The 18,629-nt window shown below is 39.4% G+C and carries 19 protein-coding genes and 1 tRNA gene; 12 read left to right on the top strand and 8 right to left on the bottom strand.

Annotated elements, in window-relative coordinates; genetic code table 11:
• Positions 1-5: 5 nt before the first annotated feature.
• From PN450_RS21025 to PN450_RS21015, 3 genes are all read right to left on the bottom strand, one after another.
• Complete coding sequence (locus PN450_RS21025; protein WP_271821446.1) at positions 6-1,178, bottom strand: DUF262 domain-containing protein; 1,173 nt, start codon at positions 1,176-1,178, stop codon at positions 6-8.
• A gap of 111 nt (positions 1,179-1,289) precedes the next feature.
• Positions 1,290-3,311, bottom strand: a complete 2,022-nt coding sequence (gene bchD / locus PN450_RS21020) for a magnesium chelatase ATPase subunit D (RefSeq protein WP_271837450.1) — start codon at positions 3,309-3,311, stop codon at positions 1,290-1,292.
• Between the two features lie 523 nt (positions 3,312-3,834).
• Positions 3,835-5,121, bottom strand: a complete 1,287-nt coding sequence (locus PN450_RS21015) for a glutamyl-tRNA reductase (RefSeq protein WP_271837449.1) — start codon at positions 5,119-5,121, stop codon at positions 3,835-3,837.
• A 101-nt stretch (positions 5,122-5,222) separates the two neighbouring features.
• Here PN450_RS21015 and PN450_RS21010 point away from each other — a divergent pair, with 101 nt between their 5' ends.
• Positions 5,223-5,366: a hypothetical protein gene (locus tag PN450_RS21010; RefSeq protein WP_271837448.1), complete on the top strand. Its 144-nt coding sequence runs from the start codon at positions 5,223-5,225 to the stop codon at positions 5,364-5,366.
• Between the two features lie 227 nt (positions 5,367-5,593).
• Here the strand turns inward: PN450_RS21010 and glpX are convergent, their stop codons facing one another.
• The gene (gene glpX / locus PN450_RS21005) at positions 5,594-6,631 is read right to left on the bottom strand and encodes a class II fructose-bisphosphatase (RefSeq protein ID WP_271837447.1); all 1,038 of its coding nucleotides are present in this window, start codon (positions 6,629-6,631) and stop codon (positions 5,594-5,596) included.
• 265 nt (positions 6,632-6,896) lie between these two features.
• Here glpX and PN450_RS21000 point away from each other — a divergent pair, with 265 nt between their 5' ends.
• From PN450_RS21000 to PN450_RS20980, 5 genes are all read left to right on the top strand, one after another.
• Positions 6,897-7,454: a type III secretion system chaperone family protein gene (locus PN450_RS21000; protein WP_015080644.1), complete on the top strand. Its 558-nt coding sequence runs from the start codon at positions 6,897-6,899 to the stop codon at positions 7,452-7,454.
• Positions 7,455-7,532: 78 nt separating this feature from the next.
• Complete coding sequence (locus PN450_RS20995; protein ID WP_015080643.1) at positions 7,533-8,174, top strand: DUF3318 domain-containing protein; 642 nt, start codon at positions 7,533-7,535, stop codon at positions 8,172-8,174.
• 1,077 nt (positions 8,175-9,251) lie between these two features.
• A complete protein-coding gene (locus tag PN450_RS20990; RefSeq protein ID WP_148764755.1) occupies positions 9,252-10,301 on the top strand; it encodes a sugar transferase in 1,050 nt (349 codons plus the stop codon).
• 358 nt (positions 10,302-10,659) lie between these two features.
• Entirely contained in the window at positions 10,660-11,097 is a 438-nt protein-coding gene (gene rsfS / locus PN450_RS20985; RefSeq protein WP_148764757.1) for a ribosome silencing factor, read from the top strand.
• 5 nt (positions 11,098-11,102) lie between these two features.
• Positions 11,103-11,603 carry a CGLD27 family protein gene (locus PN450_RS20980; protein ID WP_148764759.1) on the top strand — a complete coding sequence of 167 codons (501 nt, stop codon included), beginning with the start codon at positions 11,103-11,105 and terminating at the stop codon, positions 11,601-11,603.
• 21 nt (positions 11,604-11,624) lie between these two features.
• On the opposite strand, the gene PN450_RS20975 is transcribed toward PN450_RS20980, so the two are convergent.
• Positions 11,625-11,762 (bottom strand): hypothetical protein, encoded by a 138-nt coding sequence (locus PN450_RS20975; RefSeq protein WP_271837446.1) that lies wholly within the window; start codon positions 11,760-11,762, stop codon positions 11,625-11,627.
• Between the two features lie 100 nt (positions 11,763-11,862).
• Here PN450_RS20975 and PN450_RS20970 point away from each other — a divergent pair, with 100 nt between their 5' ends.
• Both PN450_RS20970 and PN450_RS20965 read left to right on the top strand, forming a co-directional pair.
• Positions 11,863-12,816 (top strand): asparaginase, encoded by a 954-nt coding sequence (locus tag PN450_RS20970; protein ID WP_015080638.1) that lies wholly within the window; start codon positions 11,863-11,865, stop codon positions 12,814-12,816.
• A gap of 60 nt (positions 12,817-12,876) precedes the next feature.
• Positions 12,877-12,953: transfer RNA gene (locus PN450_RS20965), tRNA-Met, on the top strand.
• 188 nt (positions 12,954-13,141) lie between these two features.
• Here PN450_RS20965 and scpB read toward each other — a convergent pair.
• Positions 13,142-13,684 (bottom strand): SMC-Scp complex subunit ScpB, encoded by a 543-nt coding sequence (scpB, locus tag PN450_RS20960; protein WP_148764761.1) that lies wholly within the window; start codon positions 13,682-13,684, stop codon positions 13,142-13,144.
• A gap of 14 nt (positions 13,685-13,698) precedes the next feature.
• Between scpB and PN450_RS20955 the strand changes: the two genes are divergently transcribed.
• On the top strand, positions 13,699-13,842 hold the full coding sequence (locus tag PN450_RS20955) for a hypothetical protein (protein WP_168204459.1): 144 nt from the start codon (positions 13,699-13,701) through the stop codon (positions 13,840-13,842).
• Here the strand turns inward: PN450_RS20955 and ispD are convergent.
• Complete coding sequence (gene ispD, locus PN450_RS20950) at positions 13,804-14,484, bottom strand: 2-C-methyl-D-erythritol 4-phosphate cytidylyltransferase (protein WP_271837445.1); 681 nt, start codon at positions 14,482-14,484, stop codon at positions 13,804-13,806. The genes PN450_RS20955 and ispD overlap by 39 nt on opposite strands.
• 123 nt (positions 14,485-14,607) lie before the next feature.
• Here ispD and PN450_RS20945 point away from each other — a divergent pair, with 123 nt between their 5' ends.
• On the top strand, positions 14,608-15,549 hold the full coding sequence (locus tag PN450_RS20945; RefSeq protein ID WP_271837444.1) for a glycosyltransferase family 9 protein: 942 nt from the start codon (positions 14,608-14,610) through the stop codon (positions 15,547-15,549).
• Between the two features lie 69 nt (positions 15,550-15,618).
• On the opposite strand, the gene PN450_RS20940 is transcribed toward PN450_RS20945, so the two are convergent.
• Positions 15,619-16,107 carry a CRR6 family NdhI maturation factor gene (locus tag PN450_RS20940; protein ID WP_271837443.1) on the bottom strand — a complete coding sequence of 163 codons (489 nt, stop codon included), beginning with the start codon at positions 16,105-16,107 and terminating at the stop codon, positions 15,619-15,621.
• A gap of 236 nt (positions 16,108-16,343) precedes the next feature.
• On the opposite strand from PN450_RS20940, the gene PN450_RS20935 reads away from it, so the two are divergent.
• Together PN450_RS20935 and PN450_RS20930 are read left to right on the top strand one after the other, a co-directional pair.
• Positions 16,344-16,790, top strand: a complete 447-nt coding sequence (locus tag PN450_RS20935) for a Fur family transcriptional regulator (protein ID WP_271837442.1) — start codon at positions 16,344-16,346, stop codon at positions 16,788-16,790.
• A 53-nt stretch (positions 16,791-16,843) separates the two neighbouring features.
• On the top strand, positions 16,844-18,547 hold the full coding sequence (locus PN450_RS20930; protein WP_271837441.1) for a DUF3685 domain-containing protein: 1,704 nt from the start codon (positions 16,844-16,846) through the stop codon (positions 18,545-18,547).
• Positions 18,548-18,629: the final 82 nt, after the last annotated feature.

The following is an 18,629-nucleotide window of genomic DNA, read 5'->3' as shown; positions in this document are numbered from 1 at the left end:
GGCTTTTACTCTGCTATGACCTGAGACAACATATTATCGAACAAACTGATTCCATTTTGGATGTCAGCCTTAGTTTTTCCACCGCCAGTAAATAGCTTCAAGTTATCTTCCCTAAACAAAATTTTAGTTTTCTCAATAACTCTTGGCTTCCGTTCGCGTAAAATATCTACATTTGCTAAGTGTCTGCTAAACCCAACCATTACCGCATCATAATAAGCTTTACGTGCTTCATTTGTCCAAGTATCAGACTGAGAATCAAAAGGCTTGAATAATTTCTCTCCATAAATTTGGTGAGCTAGATTTATAGTTTGGAGAAAAATGTTTTTCAGGAATTCTATATCTTCATCAGAAAATGATAAACTTTTCATCATATATAAGTCGAGAAATCCTTGCATACCCCTACTAAATTTATCAGTGTTACGTAATGCAAAAAACCGCAGAACTAATTCTGCATCTTCCATTTTTTTGTAGAGGTTATTATTCTGAAGTTCTTCATCATCATGAATAGGAATATTCCAAGCAGCCGCAAAAATTGGATTAACTGCTAATTCTAGCAATAACTGATTAAACTGACTATAAAATGAACAATTTCGTATTTCCTGACGACTCAGTTCTACTCCTCCAGTATTGATACGTGCAAAAGCAAGCTGTTTTAAAAACAGTGCATCTTCTGGACTAGATGTTGATTCTGTAATTAAAACTATAGTAGATATGGAACGACGATCAATTCCTGCTTTAATTTTTGCTGGTAGTTCTTTGTAAGTACGTCCATTTAGTTCTGGCCAAAGTTCTAATCCCTTCAATTTAAGATTGTTGTCATAGAATTCCTCAAGAGCCGTAATTCTCTGTTGACCATCCATGACTTCATAAACATTAAAATCTCTTTCGTAAAGAATAATTGGTGGTACAGGAATATTACTCAAAAAAGATTCTATAAGTCGAGATTTTTTTCCTTGATCCCACCTTTTTCTTCGTTGATAAAAAGGTTGAATGTCCATATAACCGGGTTTTTTTAACGCATCTACGAAAGCTGGTAGCTTTTCCCGGTTCATTTCGGTTAATATTCTTTGTTCACCTTTTTCATATTTATCATTTATTTCTTGATCAGACATAGTGATGTGGTTGAGAGAGGGTGTTTTTTCCCACATCTTTTCTTCCGTTGGAGTTAGAAGTTGCATTGAGTACGTTCTCCTTCAATGGTGATGAAAATAAATTGACCTATCTACAAATTAGCTTATAAACCTGACTCAGTTAAGGATTAAAACAGAATTTATAGATAGGTCTAATTACTATTTTGATTTCATGTCTGCTATAGCACCTCTCGTCATAGCCGCAATAGCTTTATCAGTGGCTTTTGGTAAGTGATAATATTTACCTCCGGCTGTTTTTGATAATTCCTTCGCAAAGCCAGTGGATACAAACTTACTTTCCGTATCAATTACCAACAACTGCATCCCTGAAGCTCGAATTCTGCCGGCAATATCTAATAATTCGGCTTTGATATCCGGCTTTTCTCCTGGTTCCATGGGTTCACCTAAAGAACGAGCTAAAGGAATATTACCACGTCCATCAGTAATTGCCACTATCACAACCTGCCCGATATCCCCACCCATTTGGGCATTTATCCCCACCCGTACCGCTTGAGTTAAACCATGTGCGAGAGGTGAACCACCACCGCAGGGTAATCTTTCTAACCTATTCTTAGCTAAAGCAATGGAACGGGTAGGAGGTAATAAAACTTCCGCTTGTTCTCCTCGGAAGGGGATCAAAGATACTTGATCACGATTTTGATACGCTTCTGTCAAAAGCTGCATCACCGCACCTTTAGCGGATTGCATCCGATTTAAAGCCATTGAACCAGAAGCATCTACAACAAACACCACCAACGCACCTGCTTTTCTCACTAACCGCTTAGAACGGATATCTCCCTGTTCGACAATCACCTTTTTATCAGGTTGTCTAGCCCGGCGTGCTTTTTGATATGGGGCTGCGGCTCGCAGTGTGGCATCTACGGCTATTCTTCTAGCTTTACCTTTGGGAATCATCGGCTTAATGTACCGTCCCCTATCGTCTGAGAAGATAATACTGCGACTTCCAGATTTACCTTGCTTTTGTGCCATTTGGGTAAAATAAAGCACCTCTGGGTCGAGAATTACCCCTTCTGGATCAAAGATAAATTCTTCGGGAATGTCTGGGGGTTCTTGCTGTTCTTGGTCTTCTTCTTTCTCTTCTTCCTGTTCTTCCTCTTGTTCTTCTTCTGATTCCGACTCGTCTTGATTTTCTTGTGGTGGGGGAGGTGGTGGTGGTTGCTGTTCGTCTGGTGGAGTTTGAATAATTGTGGTTCGGGGAACTATCACCAATTCCACTGCGCGACGTAAATCTTCAGCGGTGACGGTACTGCGTCCTTCTAAGGCTGCTGCGGCTTTGGCTACGCGCACTGCAAATAATTCTGCCCGATGTCCTTCTACACCCCCGCGAATGGCTTCATTGACGAGGTAGGTAATTTGTTCTTGGGTAATGGTGACTTCTTTTAACCATTCCCGTGCCAGGATGATTTGGGTTTTGAGTGAGTCTATATCTTCGCTGTATTGTTGCAGAAATTCTGTGGGAGACTGGGAATAGGCGATCGCTTGTTCAACTGCCTGTACTCTTTGATCTATCCCTAGAACTCCGTCTGCTGATAGGGCGATCGCTATTCTATCAAGTAAATGCTCTCTGAGCGCTCCTTCTTCTGGATTATAAGTGGCAATAAACAAAGTTTTGCAAGGATGTTGAAAACTGATTCCTTCCCGTTCAATTTGGTTACGTCCGTCCGATAATACGGATAAAAGTTGATTACTAATTTGGTCATCTAATAAATTGATTTCATCCACATACAGCACACCACGATTGGCTGTAGCGAGTAATCCCGGTTGAAAAATCGTATCACCTTGTTTAACCGACTGTTCCACGTCCACAGAACCTAAAAGTCGGTCTTCTGTGACACCGAGGGGAATCTGCAAAAAAGGTGCAGGGATAATTTCCGTTTCTATCTCCTGTCTTTGTTCCGCTAAAAGTTTATCATCCCATTCTTCGGGGTGGTTGGGGTCACAGTTGCTAACAGAACCTTTGACAACTTCAATAGGTGGTAATAAAGCGTGAATAGCCCGCGCCATCACAGATTTAGCCGTACCGCGACGACCTGCAATTACCACACCCCCCAAAGCGGGATCTACTGCTATTAATAGCAAGGCTATCTTAATTGCTTCTTGACCAACTACAGCAGCCAAGGGAAAAGCAGTCATTGTCGGGGTAAGAGTAGGCGCAGGCATTTTTTCCTTAATAGTTATTATAGTTTTAGCATAGCAATTCCTGGCACATTTTAGAATATGTTCTTAAAACGTCAGGCGATTGAAAATCACCAGATCCCCGACTTTTCAAAGAAGTCGGGGATCTAAACCAGGAAAAACCCCTGTCTCTTGATGATTTCAGGTGACATACTCCACACACTCCATTTCAGGTGAGTGTGGGCTTCTCGGCGACTCTTTTATGAAGACATTAACCGAGCTTTAAAGCCCTATGCCCTAGGGACTTTTTGAGATAATTTTTAACCTTTTTGATAGGCTGCTTTTGGTGCATTTAATTGAGTTACACCTACTATTGAAAATTATATCAAACTATTTGGAAAAAAATAAAGAAAGTGTTCATTCCGCACTTCGTGCCGCTTCGCTAACACCGACCAATATTGCTAATTTCGCTTACGCTCAATTTTGCTCGTTGGTCAAGAAAGTCACTCGCGCGTATTGTATTCATCCCATCACCTCCCTATCGGTTAGGTGAGAGGCTTCTACTGTTTCAGCTAAACTGTTCCTCAGCGTCCAAATTAAATAACATTTGCAGAGTTTGCATACATCGTCTTCTAGCTTCCACATCTTGCTGGGCGCGTAATTGCACCATCGGATCATGGAGAATCTTATTCACTATTCCCCTTGTCAAAGCCTCAATTACCTCTTGATGCTTTTCGCCAAATTCCGAACCCAAACGAGATAAAGCCTTTTCTAATTCTTGTTCGCGGATAGTTTCGATTTTATTCCGCAGAGAACTAATTGTAGATACAGTTTCTAAACTCCGCCACCAAATATCAAAAGCTTCAACTTCCTCATCTAAAATCTTCTCAGCTTCTTGCGCCATTTGCCGGCGACTTTCATAATTTTGGGCGACAACCGCCTTCAAATCATCAACATTAAAAGCCTTGACATTGGCCAAATCATTGACATCTGCATCCACATTTCGGGGGACAGAAATATCAAATATCATCAATTGTTGATTGGGTTCTAACACCGTTTCCAACTTCGCCCGATCTAAAATCGGTTCAGTGGAAGAAGTGCTAGTAAAAACTATATCACTAGCGGCAATAACTGACATCATTTCTGGCAGCAAATGAATTTGGATCGGTTGTTCTGGGAACAACTTCGCCAATTCTTCAGCCCTTGTGCGGGAACGATTAACAATACTAATTTGAGTTGCACCTTTAGAAATCAGGTGTTGTACAAGTAACCGGGACATTTTCCCAGCACCGAGAATAGACACCCGATAAGGAGATAAATTTTCTACTTTCATCTGTGCCAATTCCACAGCGGCCGAACTGATAGAAACCGCACCAGTCCCAATACTGGTTTCGGTGCGAACCCGTTTACCCGCCGTTAAAGCTTGTTTAAATAAGCGATTTAAAATGGTTTTGATGCCATTAAATTGTTGTCCGAGTTTGTGGGTATTCTTAACTTGAGCGAGAATTTGACCTTCACCCAAAACCAGACTATCCAACCCACCCGCAACCCGTAAAATATGGGTGATAGCATCAGTATGCAGCAACATAAACAAATGATGTCTTAAAGATATAATCGGCAATTTGCTATGTTCAGAAAGGAACTGGGTAACTTCGTGAATTCCTTGGGTAGTTTCGTTACTAACGATATAAATTTCTAAGCGGTTACAAGTGCTGAGAATAGCAACTTCATCAACATGAGGATAACTCAGAAGTTGAGCGATCGCACTTTCAATTTGAGGTTCAGGAATACTTAATTTTTCTCTAACTTCTACAGGGGCTGTTTTATGGCTTAACCCCACCACGGCAATATTCATTTTTTAAATAGGTAATTGGTTTGGTGTCAGTTGTTAGTTGTTAGTAGGGGCGAAGCATTTGGAAGATAAATTATCGGTCATTGCCAAAAATAGTTCTCCAAATGCTTCGCCCGTACAGTTGTCAGTTGTCAGTAGGGGCGAAGCATTTGGAAGATAAATTATCGATCATTGCCAAAAATAGTTCTCCAAATGCTTCGCCCGTACAGTTGTTAGTTGTCAGTAGGGGCGAAGCATTTGGAAGATAAATTATCGGTCATTGCCAAAAATAGTTCTCCAAATGCTTCGCCCGTACAGTTGTCAGTTGTTAGTAGACTATCAAAAACTGATTGACGGATATAAATTGACCAAAAACTATAAAATACAAAGTTTTTAGATGTTCACAACCTGTCGAATTTACTTTGACAGACTACTAATAACAATGGACTACTGACCACTGACCACTGACTACCGACTAATTACTACCGACTAATTACTACCGCAGTTGGATATTCTTAGGTTCGTCCCACAAGTGAACTGTATCCACAAACCGAGCGGTTTTGGATTGACTAGAAATAACCAAGCTTTGGGTTCTAGCACCACCGTGGAAGAAGCGCACACCATCCATCAAAGTTCCAGGAGTAATACCGCAACCAGCAAATAGCACTGTTTCACCAGAAGCTAATTCATTAGCGTTATAAACTCGGTCTCCGTCAGTAATACCCATTTCGTTTAAACGAGCTAGATTACCTTCTCTGCTTTCACCAATTAAACCAGTTTGTACTACTTCTGGATCGTATATTAGTTGTCCTTGGAAGTGTCCACCCAAGCAGCGTAAAGCAGCAGCAGAAATTACACCTTCGGGAGCAGCACCGATACCCATTAAAGCATGGATATTAGTACCAGAGAAAGCGCAACAGATAGCAGCAGAAACGTCACCATCGCTGATTAGTCTTACTCTAGCTCCAGCGGTGCGAATTTCTTGAATGAGGTCTTTGTGACGGGGACGATCCATCACTACTACTACTAATTCCTCAACGGAACGGTTTAAGCACTCAGAAAGGATTTTTAGGTTTTCTGTAGCAGACTTATTGATATCAACATGACCTCTAGCGGCTGCTGGTGCTGCGAGTTTCTTCATGTAGAAGTCAGGAGCAGCAAATAAACCGCCCTTTTCAGAAATTGCCAAAACTGCCATGGAGCCATTTTGACCGTAAGCAACCAGGTTTGTCCCTTCGCAAGGGTCAACAGCAATGTCAATTTCTACAAGTTCATTAACATTACAGAGACTTGCAGCATTTGGCTGAGTACAGATACCAACTTCTTCTCCAATGTAAAGCATGGGAGCTTCGTCCCGTTCGCCTTCACCGATGACGATGCGACCACGCATATGGATTTTGTTCATCCGTTCGCGCATCGCTTCCACTGCTACTTGGTCAGCAATGTTCTTTTCGCCCTTACCCATCCACTTAGAAGAAGCGATCGCTGCTTGCTCAACTACTTCTATAATCTCTAACCCAAGAGTATTTTCCACGAGTATCCCCTCTAAATTACTTGTCTTAGCGTCGTTTAATTAGCTATTTCAGTTTTCAAGTTTACCAAAACAAGGATACTTATGGAAAAAAGTCTTGACTAGCAACTATGTTAAGTTTTGCAACTAAGGCAGTATTGCGAGTTTTTACAGTACATTCATATTAGTTAAGTTAAAGTAGAAATTGCTGACAGTAATTGAGTAAATGCGCCTAGCAAGTTAGAATAGTCGTGGTGACAGCCTCTCCACTGTTCCTTACGAGGCTTTTATGGCAGCAAATCTCAAACAAATAGCCAAGTATCTAGATAATCTTGGTTGGGACTACCGTTTTGATGAAGAAGAAGACCGGATTATTACGGGTGTGGAAGCGGAAAACATCGAAGATTTTCTGATAGTTGTCCAACTGGACGAGGAAGGGAAATTTTTCCGGCTATTTGCACCCCAAGTTTTGGCAGAAGTAAAAGACCATCCCTACAAAGACGCTATCCTCCAGACGATGCTGGCTATTTCCTGGGAAACTAAAATGCTGCAATGGGAATATGATCCATCCGATGGTGAAATCCGCGCTATCATCGAATTTCCCCTGGAAGACTCCCTGCTCACGGAAAGACAATTTAACCGTTGCCTGAGCGGATTAATCCAAATCGTGGATACCGTTGCCCTGCCGCGGTTGCAAGAGGTGATGGAAACAGGAGAAGATCCGGGAAATCTGGACTTAGGAGAAAGATTATTATTGAGTATTCAAGAACAAGCTCCTGGATTATTAGAACTCCTGGAAAAAGCCATGGAAGCGCGGAAAAAGCGGGGTAGTTTGTCTGATGAATAAAGCGGATCACTACTGAAATCACTAAACTGCAAAGTGATAACCTGATTATATACTGAAATCTTGTAAGGCTGGATTTTTATGACATCCTATGCAACCTCCTCTGCTAAAGCAGAAATGAGTGAACTCCGGCGGTTAAAAAGCTTATTACCCCCAGAATTACAAAGTTGGGTAACAGTTGAAGGCACAACAGAGGTTAATCCATCCCTGATTCGTTGCGAAGAAATTGGCAAAGACCAAGTGGAAATTCAAATTGACTTGGTAAAATGGGATGCTCTGGCAATGGACCAGCGGAATTTGCTGTTTTGGCACGAAGTTGCTCGCGTGCAAAACGACACTATTCCCAAAGATGGTTGGGAAATGGCCGCACTGGCCATTGGTTTAGGTGGTGCTGTTGGTGAATTATGGGTACAAGATGGATTATTGCTAGTATTAGCTATGGCGCTCTGTGGCGTTTCTGGTTGGCGATTATATCAAAAAAATAATGGTGGTAAACAAGTTAAAGAATTGCTAGATGCTGACGAAAAAGCGATCGCTCTGGCAACCCGCTTTGGTTATAGTTTACCCAACGCCTATAAAAGTCTTGGTAGTGCCTTAAAAACCTTAGTGGAAAACACTCCTAGCAAAAATCAGCGTTCTCGATATGAAGCGAGACTTTCTGCTCTTAAACGCAGCGCCAACAAAGCCAAAGCTAAATCCCGGAATGAGGACTCTGGATTGTGAAATTTTGACAATTAGTGGGGTGGGAGATACCCAACCCACAAAGATACAGTCAGAGTCAAGACTAAAAGCCTTGAACATCAGTAATATCTATCTATTAGACTTTTATATTCAGAAAAATTTCCGAGAAATTCATCTATTTAACAAAATATTAAAACTTTATCAAACCTTCTTATTTTGCTCATAAAAACTTTTTAAATTCGCGTCTTTGTTGAATATTTTATAAGTTTAGGAAGTCACAGGTCGCAAAAATAGCGAAATCTCCTTACTTACATCTGCAACTAATCAACCGCCGATTTTAACTTTTTAACAACTGTACTTTGGAAGACAATTATTTTTTTAAATAGCTCTAACTTAGTGTTAGAGGCTGGTTAAAGGAATTTTTTATCTTCTTCATAATGAGTTTTATTGCTCACATTGAGAAATTTTAAATTTAGACCTACTGAGTCTAAGTAGGAGATAGTTATTTCCAACTGTTTTGGCCAATATCCGTCAGGTTATCAATAAATTAGCAGGTTAATTAGTGATATTATTGCTGGCTGAAATTTTGCTAAAAATTGTGCATGAAGCAGAGGATATCCTTGAGTTAAGCTAATGCTATTGTTGACAAAGGTAAGTTTTTTCTGGCAACCCATTCTAGTCATATAGATAATCGCCCAGAATTTGCATGAGCTGCAAAGTCCCGTAATTCAGGAAAACAGTCAATTTGGCAGTTAAAAAGGGCATTGTAATTGTTAAAACTGTCACAAAAGTAACAATGCAAATCACAAAAAGCAAAACAAATAAAAATCTGACGTATCCCGACGTTGAGATATTCCCCTTGAATTGCATAAAAAGACTTAAATCAGGTATCAGTAACATTAACTTTATTTTTAGTAATCAGATGATCATGAGAAATAACAAGTTGATTCACCTATTTACAACAGCAAAAATTTTGACAATTGCTGCTATTGTGAAGCTGGATTGGGAATATTTTCTCTAATCTTTAAAAATCTCCCAGCTTGTGCTTCATCATCCAGATTAAAAATCAGGTTAATTGTTTTTCCAGAAGAAAATTACGGTTAACAAATTAGATTATATATGGCAATTAAAGTCCAGAGTTTTATGAGTAGTCAAACCACACCAGTAGACTTTCCAGTTACTTACTTAGAAAGCGCAGTAATCTTGCAAGTTCCAGTGAGGTTAACTGTGCTTGAGGCCGTCAGTTTTAAGCAAACTTGCCAAAACTTAATTGCAGCGGATTTACCACCAGGGCAAATTTTTATTGATTTCCAAAATACTACTTTTATGGATAGTAGTGGTTTAGGTTCTCTAGTCAGCAACTTTAAAAATTCTCAAGAAAAGGGAATCAAAGTAACACTGCGTCATGTTACACCCCAAGTCATGGCAGTTTTAAATCTGACAGGGCTAGATCAGGTGTTTCCCATTGAGTCTCTTCACAACCTCACACTAATAGCCACAGATAACTTTACAAACTCAGGAAAAAATACTTCTCGCAAAGTAGATCCACTTCCTCAAACTCATAATTCCGTGGCATCTTGGATGAAACGGCTGATTGATATTGTGGGATCATTAGTTGGTTTAGTAATTACATTTATTTTGTTTATTCCCATAGTAATCGCCATTCAAATTGACGATCCTGGTCCAATTTTCTTTAGGCAAACTCGTTGTGGTTGGATGGGTAAGCGGTTTGCAATTTGGAAATTTCGGTCTATGTGTGTAGATGCAGAAGCTAGAAAATCCCAAATCAAAAATCAAGTCGAAGGCGCTTTCTTTAAAAATGATAATGATCCCAGAATTACTAAAGTAGGTAACTTTTTACGCCGTACCAGTTTGGATGAACTACCTCAATTTTGGAACGTTCTCAAAGGGGAAATGAGTTTAGTCGGGACTCGACCACCCACACCTGATGAAGTAGAACGCTACGAAGTCCCCGAATGGCAACGTTTAGACGTTAAACCTGGTATGACTGGTGAATGGCAAGTTAACGGCCGCTCTAAAGTTCGGAGTTTTGAAGATGTGATTCGGTTAGATTTACAGTATCAGCAAAATTGGACTTTAGTTTACGATTTAAAGTTAATTTTCAAAACCATCACTATTTTGTTTAATAAAAACAGTGGGGCTGTTTAGCCACTGCTAAACGTCAGCATTCAGCTAATACCTGACGACTGAGCTACTAAACTAAATTCACCAGGTTAAAACATTCAATTTACCCAAGTTACAAATCGGCTTGGGTTTATTTTTATGAAAGGAACAGGGAAACTAAGCTATCTACCAGGGGTGAGGCTGAAAACCTGGCTTGGGGGCTAATTTTTCGCGTCTGTTCCCCATTCCCCATTCCCTATTCCCTTGGTTGATAAAGTGATCAACTGTAGAATATGTTACTATTCAAAAAAACCTATTCACACAATTGCAGTTCAGCTATTTTGAGATATTTGTAAGCAAGTTGAATAAGTAGTGGCAACAGAAAAAACGCACATGAGGTTGAATGACTGAATCTTTCCCCCGAAATTTACCATTGACAATAAACCCTGTGAGCAGACCTAAAACTGACACAGAAGCTACGAGTAAAAATTTAGCTTTAACTATTGCTGAGGCAGCTTTAGACCGCAAAGCAGTAGAAATTATCTTGCTCAATGTGGCAGAGATTTCTTCCCTCGCGGATTACTTTGTGATGATGACTGGTTATTCTAAGGTGCAAGTTAGGGCGATCGCTGACGCAATTCAAGGACAAGTTGAAATTGACTGGCAACGACGACCCATCAGAACAGAAGGCAAAGCCGAAGGAACTTGGGTACTACAAGATTATGGTGATGTCATCGTCCATATCATGATGCCAAGAGAACGGGAGTTTTATAATTTAGAAGCGTTCTGGGGACACGCGGAACGTATTTCCCTACCAAACGCCGAGAATGTTGGGAGTTAACCGATATGATGCGATCCTCCCTTGAGAATTGCCCAGTTCCTACAGAACAACAACCACTGAATGAGTACGAAGAATTAAAAAATGCCTGGCTATTTCGAGATAGTATCTTAAGCTGGGCTAACTTCACCAAGAAAATTTTTTGGATCTGGGCTTGGTCTTGGTTAGTAGCCGGACCTGTGGCAGCAGCCAGTTTTTCTCCCCAAAAGCAGATTTTTAATTTTCTCCTTTGTGGATCTGGTGCTGCTAGTATAAGTATAGTGCTAGTATTAGTCCGGTTATATTTAGGTTGGTTCTATGTGCGCGATCGCCTTTATAGTCCCACCGTATTCTACGAAGAATCTGGTTGGTACGACGGACACACTTGGACAAAACCCCAAGAAGTCATCAGCCGTGATCGCTTAATTGTTACCTACGAAATCAAACCCATCTTCCAACGCTTGCAAATTACCTTTGCCGCCTTGGCTCTTACGTATCTTATTGGTACTATAGTTTGGCATTTCTTGTAAATAGTCAGTGGTCATTAGTCATTAGTAAAACAACTGACAACTGACAACTGACAACTGTACGGGCGAAGCATTTGGAGAACTATTTTTGGCAATGATCGATAATTTATCTTCCAAATGCTTCGCCCCTACTGACCACTGACCACTGTACGGGCGAAGCATTTGGAGAACTATTTTTGGCAATGACCGATAATTTATCTTCCAAATGCTTCGCCCCTACTGACCACTGACCACTGACAATTCACAAAATAGATATAAACCCATGACAATGGGAAAACGAACTCAAGCCGCAGCACTAGAAGTCCGGTTGCTGCGTGAAGGCATTATCGAATCTCGGCATATAGTTCAGGCTGTAGTTAGTGATGACCGGGGACGGGTACTTTCCGTTGCTGGTAACGCTGAAACCGCCGCATTTGTCCGTTCTGCCCTCAAACCATTTCAAGCACTGGCTATCACCAGCACAGGCACATTAGAACGTTATGGTTTGAGCGATAAAGACTTAGCAATTATCACCAGTTCCCACAAAGGCAGTATGGAACAGGTGAGACAGGTATTTAACATCCTGTGGCGAGCAGATATTGACATCAATGCCCTGCACTGCCCAATTCCTCAAGGTAAGAGTAGTGCTTTAGAATACAACTGTTCTGGTAAACACGCCGGAATGTTAGCTGTTTGTCAGCAACGCCATTGGCCGTTAACTAACTATTTGGATCGTAAACACCCAGTCCAACAGTTAATTATCACCAAAGTAGCAGAATTGCTGCGAATGCCAGCAGCAGAATTTCTGACCGCCCATGATGACTGTGGCGCACCCACATATCTGATGCAACTCAGTCAAATGGCCTCTTTATATGCTGTATTAGCTTCCAGCAATAGCGTGGATATGGAGCGAATTGTCCGAGCCATGAATCATCATCCCACAATGGTGGCGGGTGTTGGAGAATTCGATACAGAATTGATGCGCTTAACTCCTGGTGAACTGGTGAGTAAATCTGGAGCAGAAGGGGTACAGTGCATTGGCCGACTTGGTGAAGGCATGGGATTAGCTATCAAAGTCATGGATGGCTCAACACGCGCTAAATATGCCGTAGCTATTCACATCCTCCAACAAATGGGTTGGATTAGTCCCAGTATTGCCCAAAGCCTCTCTGAAAAGTTTATGAACCTGGGGAAATACAAGCGTTTGGAAGTAATTGGAGAATTATCGCTTTTGTAGTTGACAAACTTTTGACTTCGCGCTATATTAAAGGAGTCGAGAGAAAAGCGACGAAAGCGACGCGGGATAGAGCAGCCTGGTAGCTCGTCGGGCTCATAACCCGAAGGTCAGTGGTTCAAATCCACTTCCCGCCACCAAATAAAAAATAAGTCCCTGTAATTTTTAAAGATTACGGGGACTTGTTTTATGTGTTGGGTTGACCCAGGGAAAGCCAAAAAAATCCTTGATCATGTTGGGCTAGGAGTTGCTCAATCAAACCTGTATTTGTTTAAGGGGACGTAGAAACCCCATCTTCAACGAAGTAAGATGGGGTAGTTCATCTTGTTTACTCCTCTGCCTCCAATCCTGCCAACTCCAGTTCTAGTTGTTGTTCTTTCTCTGGAATTGCCAAAATTTGGGGCAGTTGTTCGATTTGAAAATACTGATGAAATTTTGGGGTTATTTGCAGAGCAAAGGAGCGAGAATCACTCTCTCGGCGTTTGCGAACAAAACCAGATTCTACTAATTCTTGAACGTGCTGATAAGCTCCTGAACCCCGTAAATTAATCAATTCGCTTTGTAATATGGGATTATGGAGGGCGATCGCTGCTAATGTCCGTAAAGCCCCCACACCAAATTCTACTGGTATTATAGCTTGCACTAAATCATGGAATTCCGAACGCAGTTGTAAACTATAACCATGTTCAGTTTCTACGACTTCTAAAGCTGTATCTCGACGGGAATAATTCTCAATTAGTTCGATAATTCCTTCTTCTGCTGTGAAGCGATCACACTTCGCATATTCAGCAATTTCACTTAGAGATAAGGGTTTACCCTTTAAATAAAGAATTGCTTCTATTTTGCCGGCTACAGGTATATTCTTGGGCATTAATCAGTTGTTAGTTGTCAGTAGGGGCGAAGCATTTGGAAGATAAATTATCGATCATTGCCAAAAATAGTTCTCCAAATGCTTCGCCCGTACAGTGGTCAGTGGCTGAAAATTTTCACCTATTTTATATAACTAAGTATAAATTCAGCGATCGCTAAATCTTGAGGAGTCGTAATTTTCAAATTAGTCTCTTCCCCAGGAACTATTCTCACTTCAATACCGCATTTTTCAAACAAAGCCGCATCATCAGTCACTTCCCAACCTTGACGGACACCTTCAGCATGGCACTGTTTTAACAATTTGACATCGAACCCTTGGGGAGTTTGGGCAGCCCAAAGCTGTTTACGCTCTGGTGTGTTTTTAATTATATCATTGTCGTCAACGACTTTAATCGTATCTTTAACAGGTACAGCCGCAATTAAACCAGAACAATGCAAAATTGCCTCAGAACAAGCATTAAATAACTCTGGTGTTGCCAAACAACGAGCGCCATCATGAATTAAAACTTGTCCTGCATTAGTTGGCAATGCCTGTAAACCATTATAAACTGACTCTTGACGGGTAGAACCACCAGGAATGAATACTATTGTTTTTTTCAGCTTTAAGTCAGCGATAATAGACTTGAAGTCATCCCAATCTGGAGGTTGAGAAACAATTCCGATCCAACTAATAGAACTTGCAGCTTCTGCGGCTAACAACGTCCAAGCAATCAAGGGTTTTGAACGTACCTGTAATAAAAGTTTATTACGATCAGCACCCATTCTTTTGCCACTTCCGGCTGCGGGAATTAGTAAATGCACAACTTTTCCTTAATCTTTAATTAAATAAATTCAAAATACCCATTGTTGAAAATAACTTCACCAGCAAAATTCTCAATACCTATATTCTCCTAAAATATAAAACAATAACCGTTAATAAATATTATGCGTGTAGTAGCCCTAGTCCCTGGTTCAATTGATAACCAAATTCTTTTTTTTGCCACTCTTGATGATCTGAAGCGTTATTATCCCGACGCGCAGATAGATGTGATTGTAGAACCCCAGTCAAAGGCTGCTTATCGAGTCAGCAAGTCAGTTCATGATGTATTAACCTTTGATTACAAAGATCGTAATAGTTTAGCTGATTGGGGTAACTTAGTTGGTATGATCCGTGATCGTGAGTATGATGTCGCTATTATTGTCGGACAAAGTTGGTGGGTAGGTTTGTTAATGTGGTTGACGGGAATTCCCACACGCATTGGCTACCAAGGAGAAGGTGCGGTTTTTCTCACTAACCCTATTCCGCCCAATTTATCCGAGTATGTGGCAAAAATGTACCATAATTTACTCAAACCTTTGAAAATTAATACTCCTTGTCCAGCATTATCAGTAAATGTGCCTAAAGTAGATATTGAATGGGCGCAAGCAGAACAAAAACGCTTAGGAGTGAATGAAACAGGTTTTATTCTCATCAATGCTGGTGAAGGTAGCCTAGATACAACTTATCCCGTAGAAAATTGGCAACAAATTATTGCAGATTGTCAACAAAAACAGCCAGATTTACCTGTTGTTGTCATTAGAGAAGCAAATAATGAGCCTTTAGTCAGATCGCTTTTAGAACATTGTCAGAATATTAAAGTTACTTCTCCCGATGATATTGGTAAGTTAACTGCCATAATTGCCGGTGCTAGTTTAATGGTATCTGTAGAAAATAGCTTCTTGCAATTAAGTATAGCAGTAGAAACATATACAATTACTTTGTTAGATTCTATAGATTCAGAAAAATTATTACCTATAAGCGAGAAAGTATTAGCTATTACTTCATCAACTGGGAAAATAGCAGATATCTCACCCCAAATAGTGTTAGAAAAAATTTGGGGAGGCTGAGTATTAATTTTAGATTTTGGATTTTAGATTGAAAAAAAATATCCAATCTAAAATCATAAATTCCATTGTTTAGGAATTAGTTTTTTCAATCATTTCAAAGAAAGCATCATCTAATTCATAACCCAGAATTTGCGCTAAAGATTTGAGTCGAGATGGACTAGCAATATCTTGTTTGTGCAACCAATCACTTAAAATAAAGATTTTGTGCATCAGAAATATTTCTAAAGCTTCGGGGTTATACTGGATACCTTCCTTAGAACTAAACTGATGAGGTACTAACATAGCTGCATACCGAGCTAATTCTCCTGCTTTCCAGTCTAGTAAAAATGGCAACCAAGGATACTTGGCATCAAAACGCACAAACCACAGTCTGACTTCGGGAATTTCCGATAGTTCCCGTGGATCATTTGCTTCCCGCTCAAACTGAATTTCCAGACGCAGTTGCTGTTCATGGGCAGAAATGCTTCCCTGTTGCAGCAATGGTTCAATCACCGTTAAGGCAGGTGACACATCTAAACTATAAATAGAGTTGTTGTTGAGGGTGATTGTGATTGTCATGAACTGATAGCTACTTACTCAACAGTGTTGAGAATCTACAGTAGCAGCTTTTTTACCTCTTTAGGTAGACATTTAGCCGAATTTTAAGATAAAGTTGTTATGAGTTTGTTTTAGATTAAGAAAATGATAAGTTAGCAAACAGCCAAAATTTTCCTCGAATTTTGCCCAAGCAAGTTCTATCGTGAGGATATTTTGAATTGATTTATCCCCAATTCCTAGAATTCACAACCTGAAATATGTACAAGCAAGGGATTTATCCTAAACCTATTTGTTCTTTACAAGATGCTTTGGATAGGTGTAAAATGTTAGGGATGCGTATCAGTCGTCAACGGCGCTTTGTTTTGGAATTGCTTTGGCAAGCGAAGGAACACCTTTCTGCTAGGGAGATTTATGATCGACTGAATCAAGAAGGTAAGGAAATTGGACATACTTCGGTATATCAAAATCTAGAAGCTTTATCTAGCCAAAATATTATAGAGTGTATTGAACATGGGGAAGGACGATTATATGGCAATAATAGTAATTCCCATAGTCATGTTAACTGTATAGATACAAATCAAATTTTAGATGTGCATATAGAATTACCTGAAGATTTGTTACGTCAAGTGGAAGCACAAACAGGGATGAAGATTTCTGAATATACTATTAACTTTTATGGTTATCGTGACAAAGTAAGTGATTAGGAATTAAAAATTTAAACTAGCCTAAAAAATCAGGAATCAACTTTCTTGTAAAAATGAGCGATCGCCTTGTACAATTTTTATTAATTGACCCAGATCCAATTTTCCGTTTAGGACTCAAGATAACACTGGAAGCTATTCCTAATTTACAAGTAGTAGCAGATGTTGCCACAGATACTGCCGCTTTGCAGGTTTTAGCGGAAATACTAACTGGAAATTCTCGGCAAATTAAATTAATTATTTTAGAATTAGATAATGAGCAAATAGGGTTAAAATTCTGTAAACAACTCAAAGCTTTATATCCCCATATACCTATATTACTTTTAAGTTCAAAATCTCAACCAGAAATGCTCATTGCTGCCAAAGAAATCGGGATAAATGGCTATTGTCCTAAAGGGATATCAATTTCTCAATTAGTCCCCATTATTCAAGAAGTAGCTAATGGTGGTGATTACTGGTTTGCAGATTCAGTAATTGTTAATTCTCCTTTCCCATTTGCTAAGTTGCGAAATAACTTACAAAATTCGGGAATTAATAATATTGATCAAGCCCTTGATAAAGTTACAGAACAATTAAAATTGCCGGGAATAACTCTATTAAATAAAGCAATTTTAGCAGGACAACGACGCGAACTTTTAGCGGCTCGGTGGGTTGTTAATCACTTATTGACAGCAGAGAAGGAAAGACAAAGACTATCACAAGAAAACCAATTACCGTCCTTAGATATTTTTCCCAATCAGACTATTATTAAATCAGATCCACGACCATTTATGAACGTACCACCGATAGTTAGTTCTCAACAACTGCAATCTGAATTATTGACTTTAGGTTTAAATAAACTCAAATTTTCTTTAGATAATCTTACTAATACACCTTTAGAAATTGATATTCTTCGAGAAAATAAAAAGCGAGAGTTACTTTATATTATTCTTCAGCAATTTTTTAAGCAGTTGGAAGAAGTCCGGGCTTTTAATTTTGATAAGAATCAGCTATTTAATTTACAAAGCCAGATTTTACTAGACTTATGGCAATTTACTATTACGGAGTTTTTTGGAAATTATTCCCGAATTATTTTAGATAAACAAGAAATAAGTTTGGTTAAATTTTTATTAGATAAAACCACAGATTCGCAAACAGAAATTATCAATAAAGTTCCATTTCTATTTGAATTATTGACTTATCTACTATTATTAACAGATTTATGTATTGATAACGTTTCTTATCCAGCAGGAACGCAAGAATCTCAATCTCAAGCATTATCAATTTTAGAAAATTTATTGATTCACATAGCTAATGCTGTAATTCAACCATTACTAAATAATTTAGCAGACGAAGAAAGTATTAAACAAAATTTTTATCATTGGCACATGATTTCCACCAGAGAAATTGAGAAATTTAGAAATAACTTATCTTGGAAATATCAATTACATCAATATATAACTGAAGCGCAAACAATTTTTGAAAGTCGCTATGAATTATTTATTTTTGCCCCTCGGGGAATTTCTAAAATATCAATTTATGCTCCTCGAAATCAAGAATTAGCTCAACTTTCTGGAATTCCTTTAGGGGTAACATTAATACTAGAATTTCGGGATGCTATTTCTCCCCGCATACAATCATTAGTAGGCTTTTTAGGAACTGGAATTGTTTTTGTTCTCACTCAAGTAATTGGCCGAGGTTTAGGTTTAGTTGGGAGGGGAATTTTACAGGGAATTGGTAGTGTTTCTTTAACGGAAAAGGGACAACGGAAGAATAAGTAATTGGTAATTGGTAATTGGTAATTGGTAATTGGTAATTGGTAATTGGTAATTGGTAATTGGTAATTGGTAATTGGTAATTGGT

Source organism: Dolichospermum lemmermannii CS-548, assembly GCF_028330815.1.
Classification (GTDB): domain Bacteria; phylum Cyanobacteriota; class Cyanobacteriia; order Cyanobacteriales; family Nostocaceae; genus Dolichospermum; species Dolichospermum lemmermannii.
The sequence above is the reverse complement of the archived record's forward strand: the minus strand, read 5'-3'. Positions and strand labels throughout refer to the sequence as shown.

What these genes read in the sequence shown, in the direction of transcription:
- PN450_RS20975 (WP_271837446.1), bottom strand. Translation starts at nt 11,762, where the DNA reads ATGCTTCGCCCGTACAGTGGTCAGTGGTCAGTAGGGGCGAAGCATTTG.
- PN450_RS21025 (WP_271821446.1), bottom strand. Translation starts at nt 1,178, where the DNA reads ATGCAACTTCTAACTCCAACGGAAGAAAAGATGTGGGAAAAAACACCC.
- PN450_RS20990 (WP_148764755.1), top strand. Translation starts at nt 9,252, where the DNA reads ATGGCAATTAAAGTCCAGAGTTTTATGAGTAGTCAAACCACACCAGTA.
- PN450_RS20945 (WP_271837444.1), top strand. Translation starts at nt 14,608, where the DNA reads ATGCGTGTAGTAGCCCTAGTCCCTGGTTCAATTGATAACCAAATTCTT.
- rsfS (WP_148764757.1), top strand. Translation starts at nt 10,660, where the DNA reads ATGACTGAATCTTTCCCCCGAAATTTACCATTGACAATAAACCCTGTG.
- PN450_RS20940 (WP_271837443.1), bottom strand. Translation starts at nt 16,107, where the DNA reads ATGACAATCACAATCACCCTCAACAACAACTCTATTTATAGTTTAGAT.
- PN450_RS20930 (WP_271837441.1), top strand. Translation starts at nt 16,844, where the DNA reads ATGAGCGATCGCCTTGTACAATTTTTATTAATTGACCCAGATCCAATT.
- PN450_RS21010 (WP_271837448.1), top strand. Translation starts at nt 5,223, where the DNA reads ATGCTTCGCCCGTACAGTTGTCAGTTGTCAGTAGGGGCGAAGCATTTG.
- PN450_RS20935 (WP_271837442.1), top strand. Translation starts at nt 16,344, where the DNA reads ATGTACAAGCAAGGGATTTATCCTAAACCTATTTGTTCTTTACAAGAT.
- PN450_RS21015 (WP_271837449.1), bottom strand. Translation starts at nt 5,121, where the DNA reads ATGAATATTGCCGTGGTGGGGTTAAGCCATAAAACAGCCCCTGTAGAA.
- scpB (WP_148764761.1), bottom strand. Translation starts at nt 13,684, where the DNA reads ATGCCCAAGAATATACCTGTAGCCGGCAAAATAGAAGCAATTCTTTAT.
- PN450_RS20970 (WP_015080638.1), top strand. Translation starts at nt 11,863, where the DNA reads ATGACAATGGGAAAACGAACTCAAGCCGCAGCACTAGAAGTCCGGTTG.
- PN450_RS20995 (WP_015080643.1), top strand. Translation starts at nt 7,533, where the DNA reads ATGACATCCTATGCAACCTCCTCTGCTAAAGCAGAAATGAGTGAACTC.
- PN450_RS20980 (WP_148764759.1), top strand. Translation starts at nt 11,103, where the DNA reads ATGATGCGATCCTCCCTTGAGAATTGCCCAGTTCCTACAGAACAACAA.
- bchD (WP_271837450.1), bottom strand. Translation starts at nt 3,311, where the DNA reads ATGCCTGCGCCTACTCTTACCCCGACAATGACTGCTTTTCCCTTGGCT.
- PN450_RS21000 (WP_015080644.1), top strand. Translation starts at nt 6,897, where the DNA reads ATGGCAGCAAATCTCAAACAAATAGCCAAGTATCTAGATAATCTTGGT.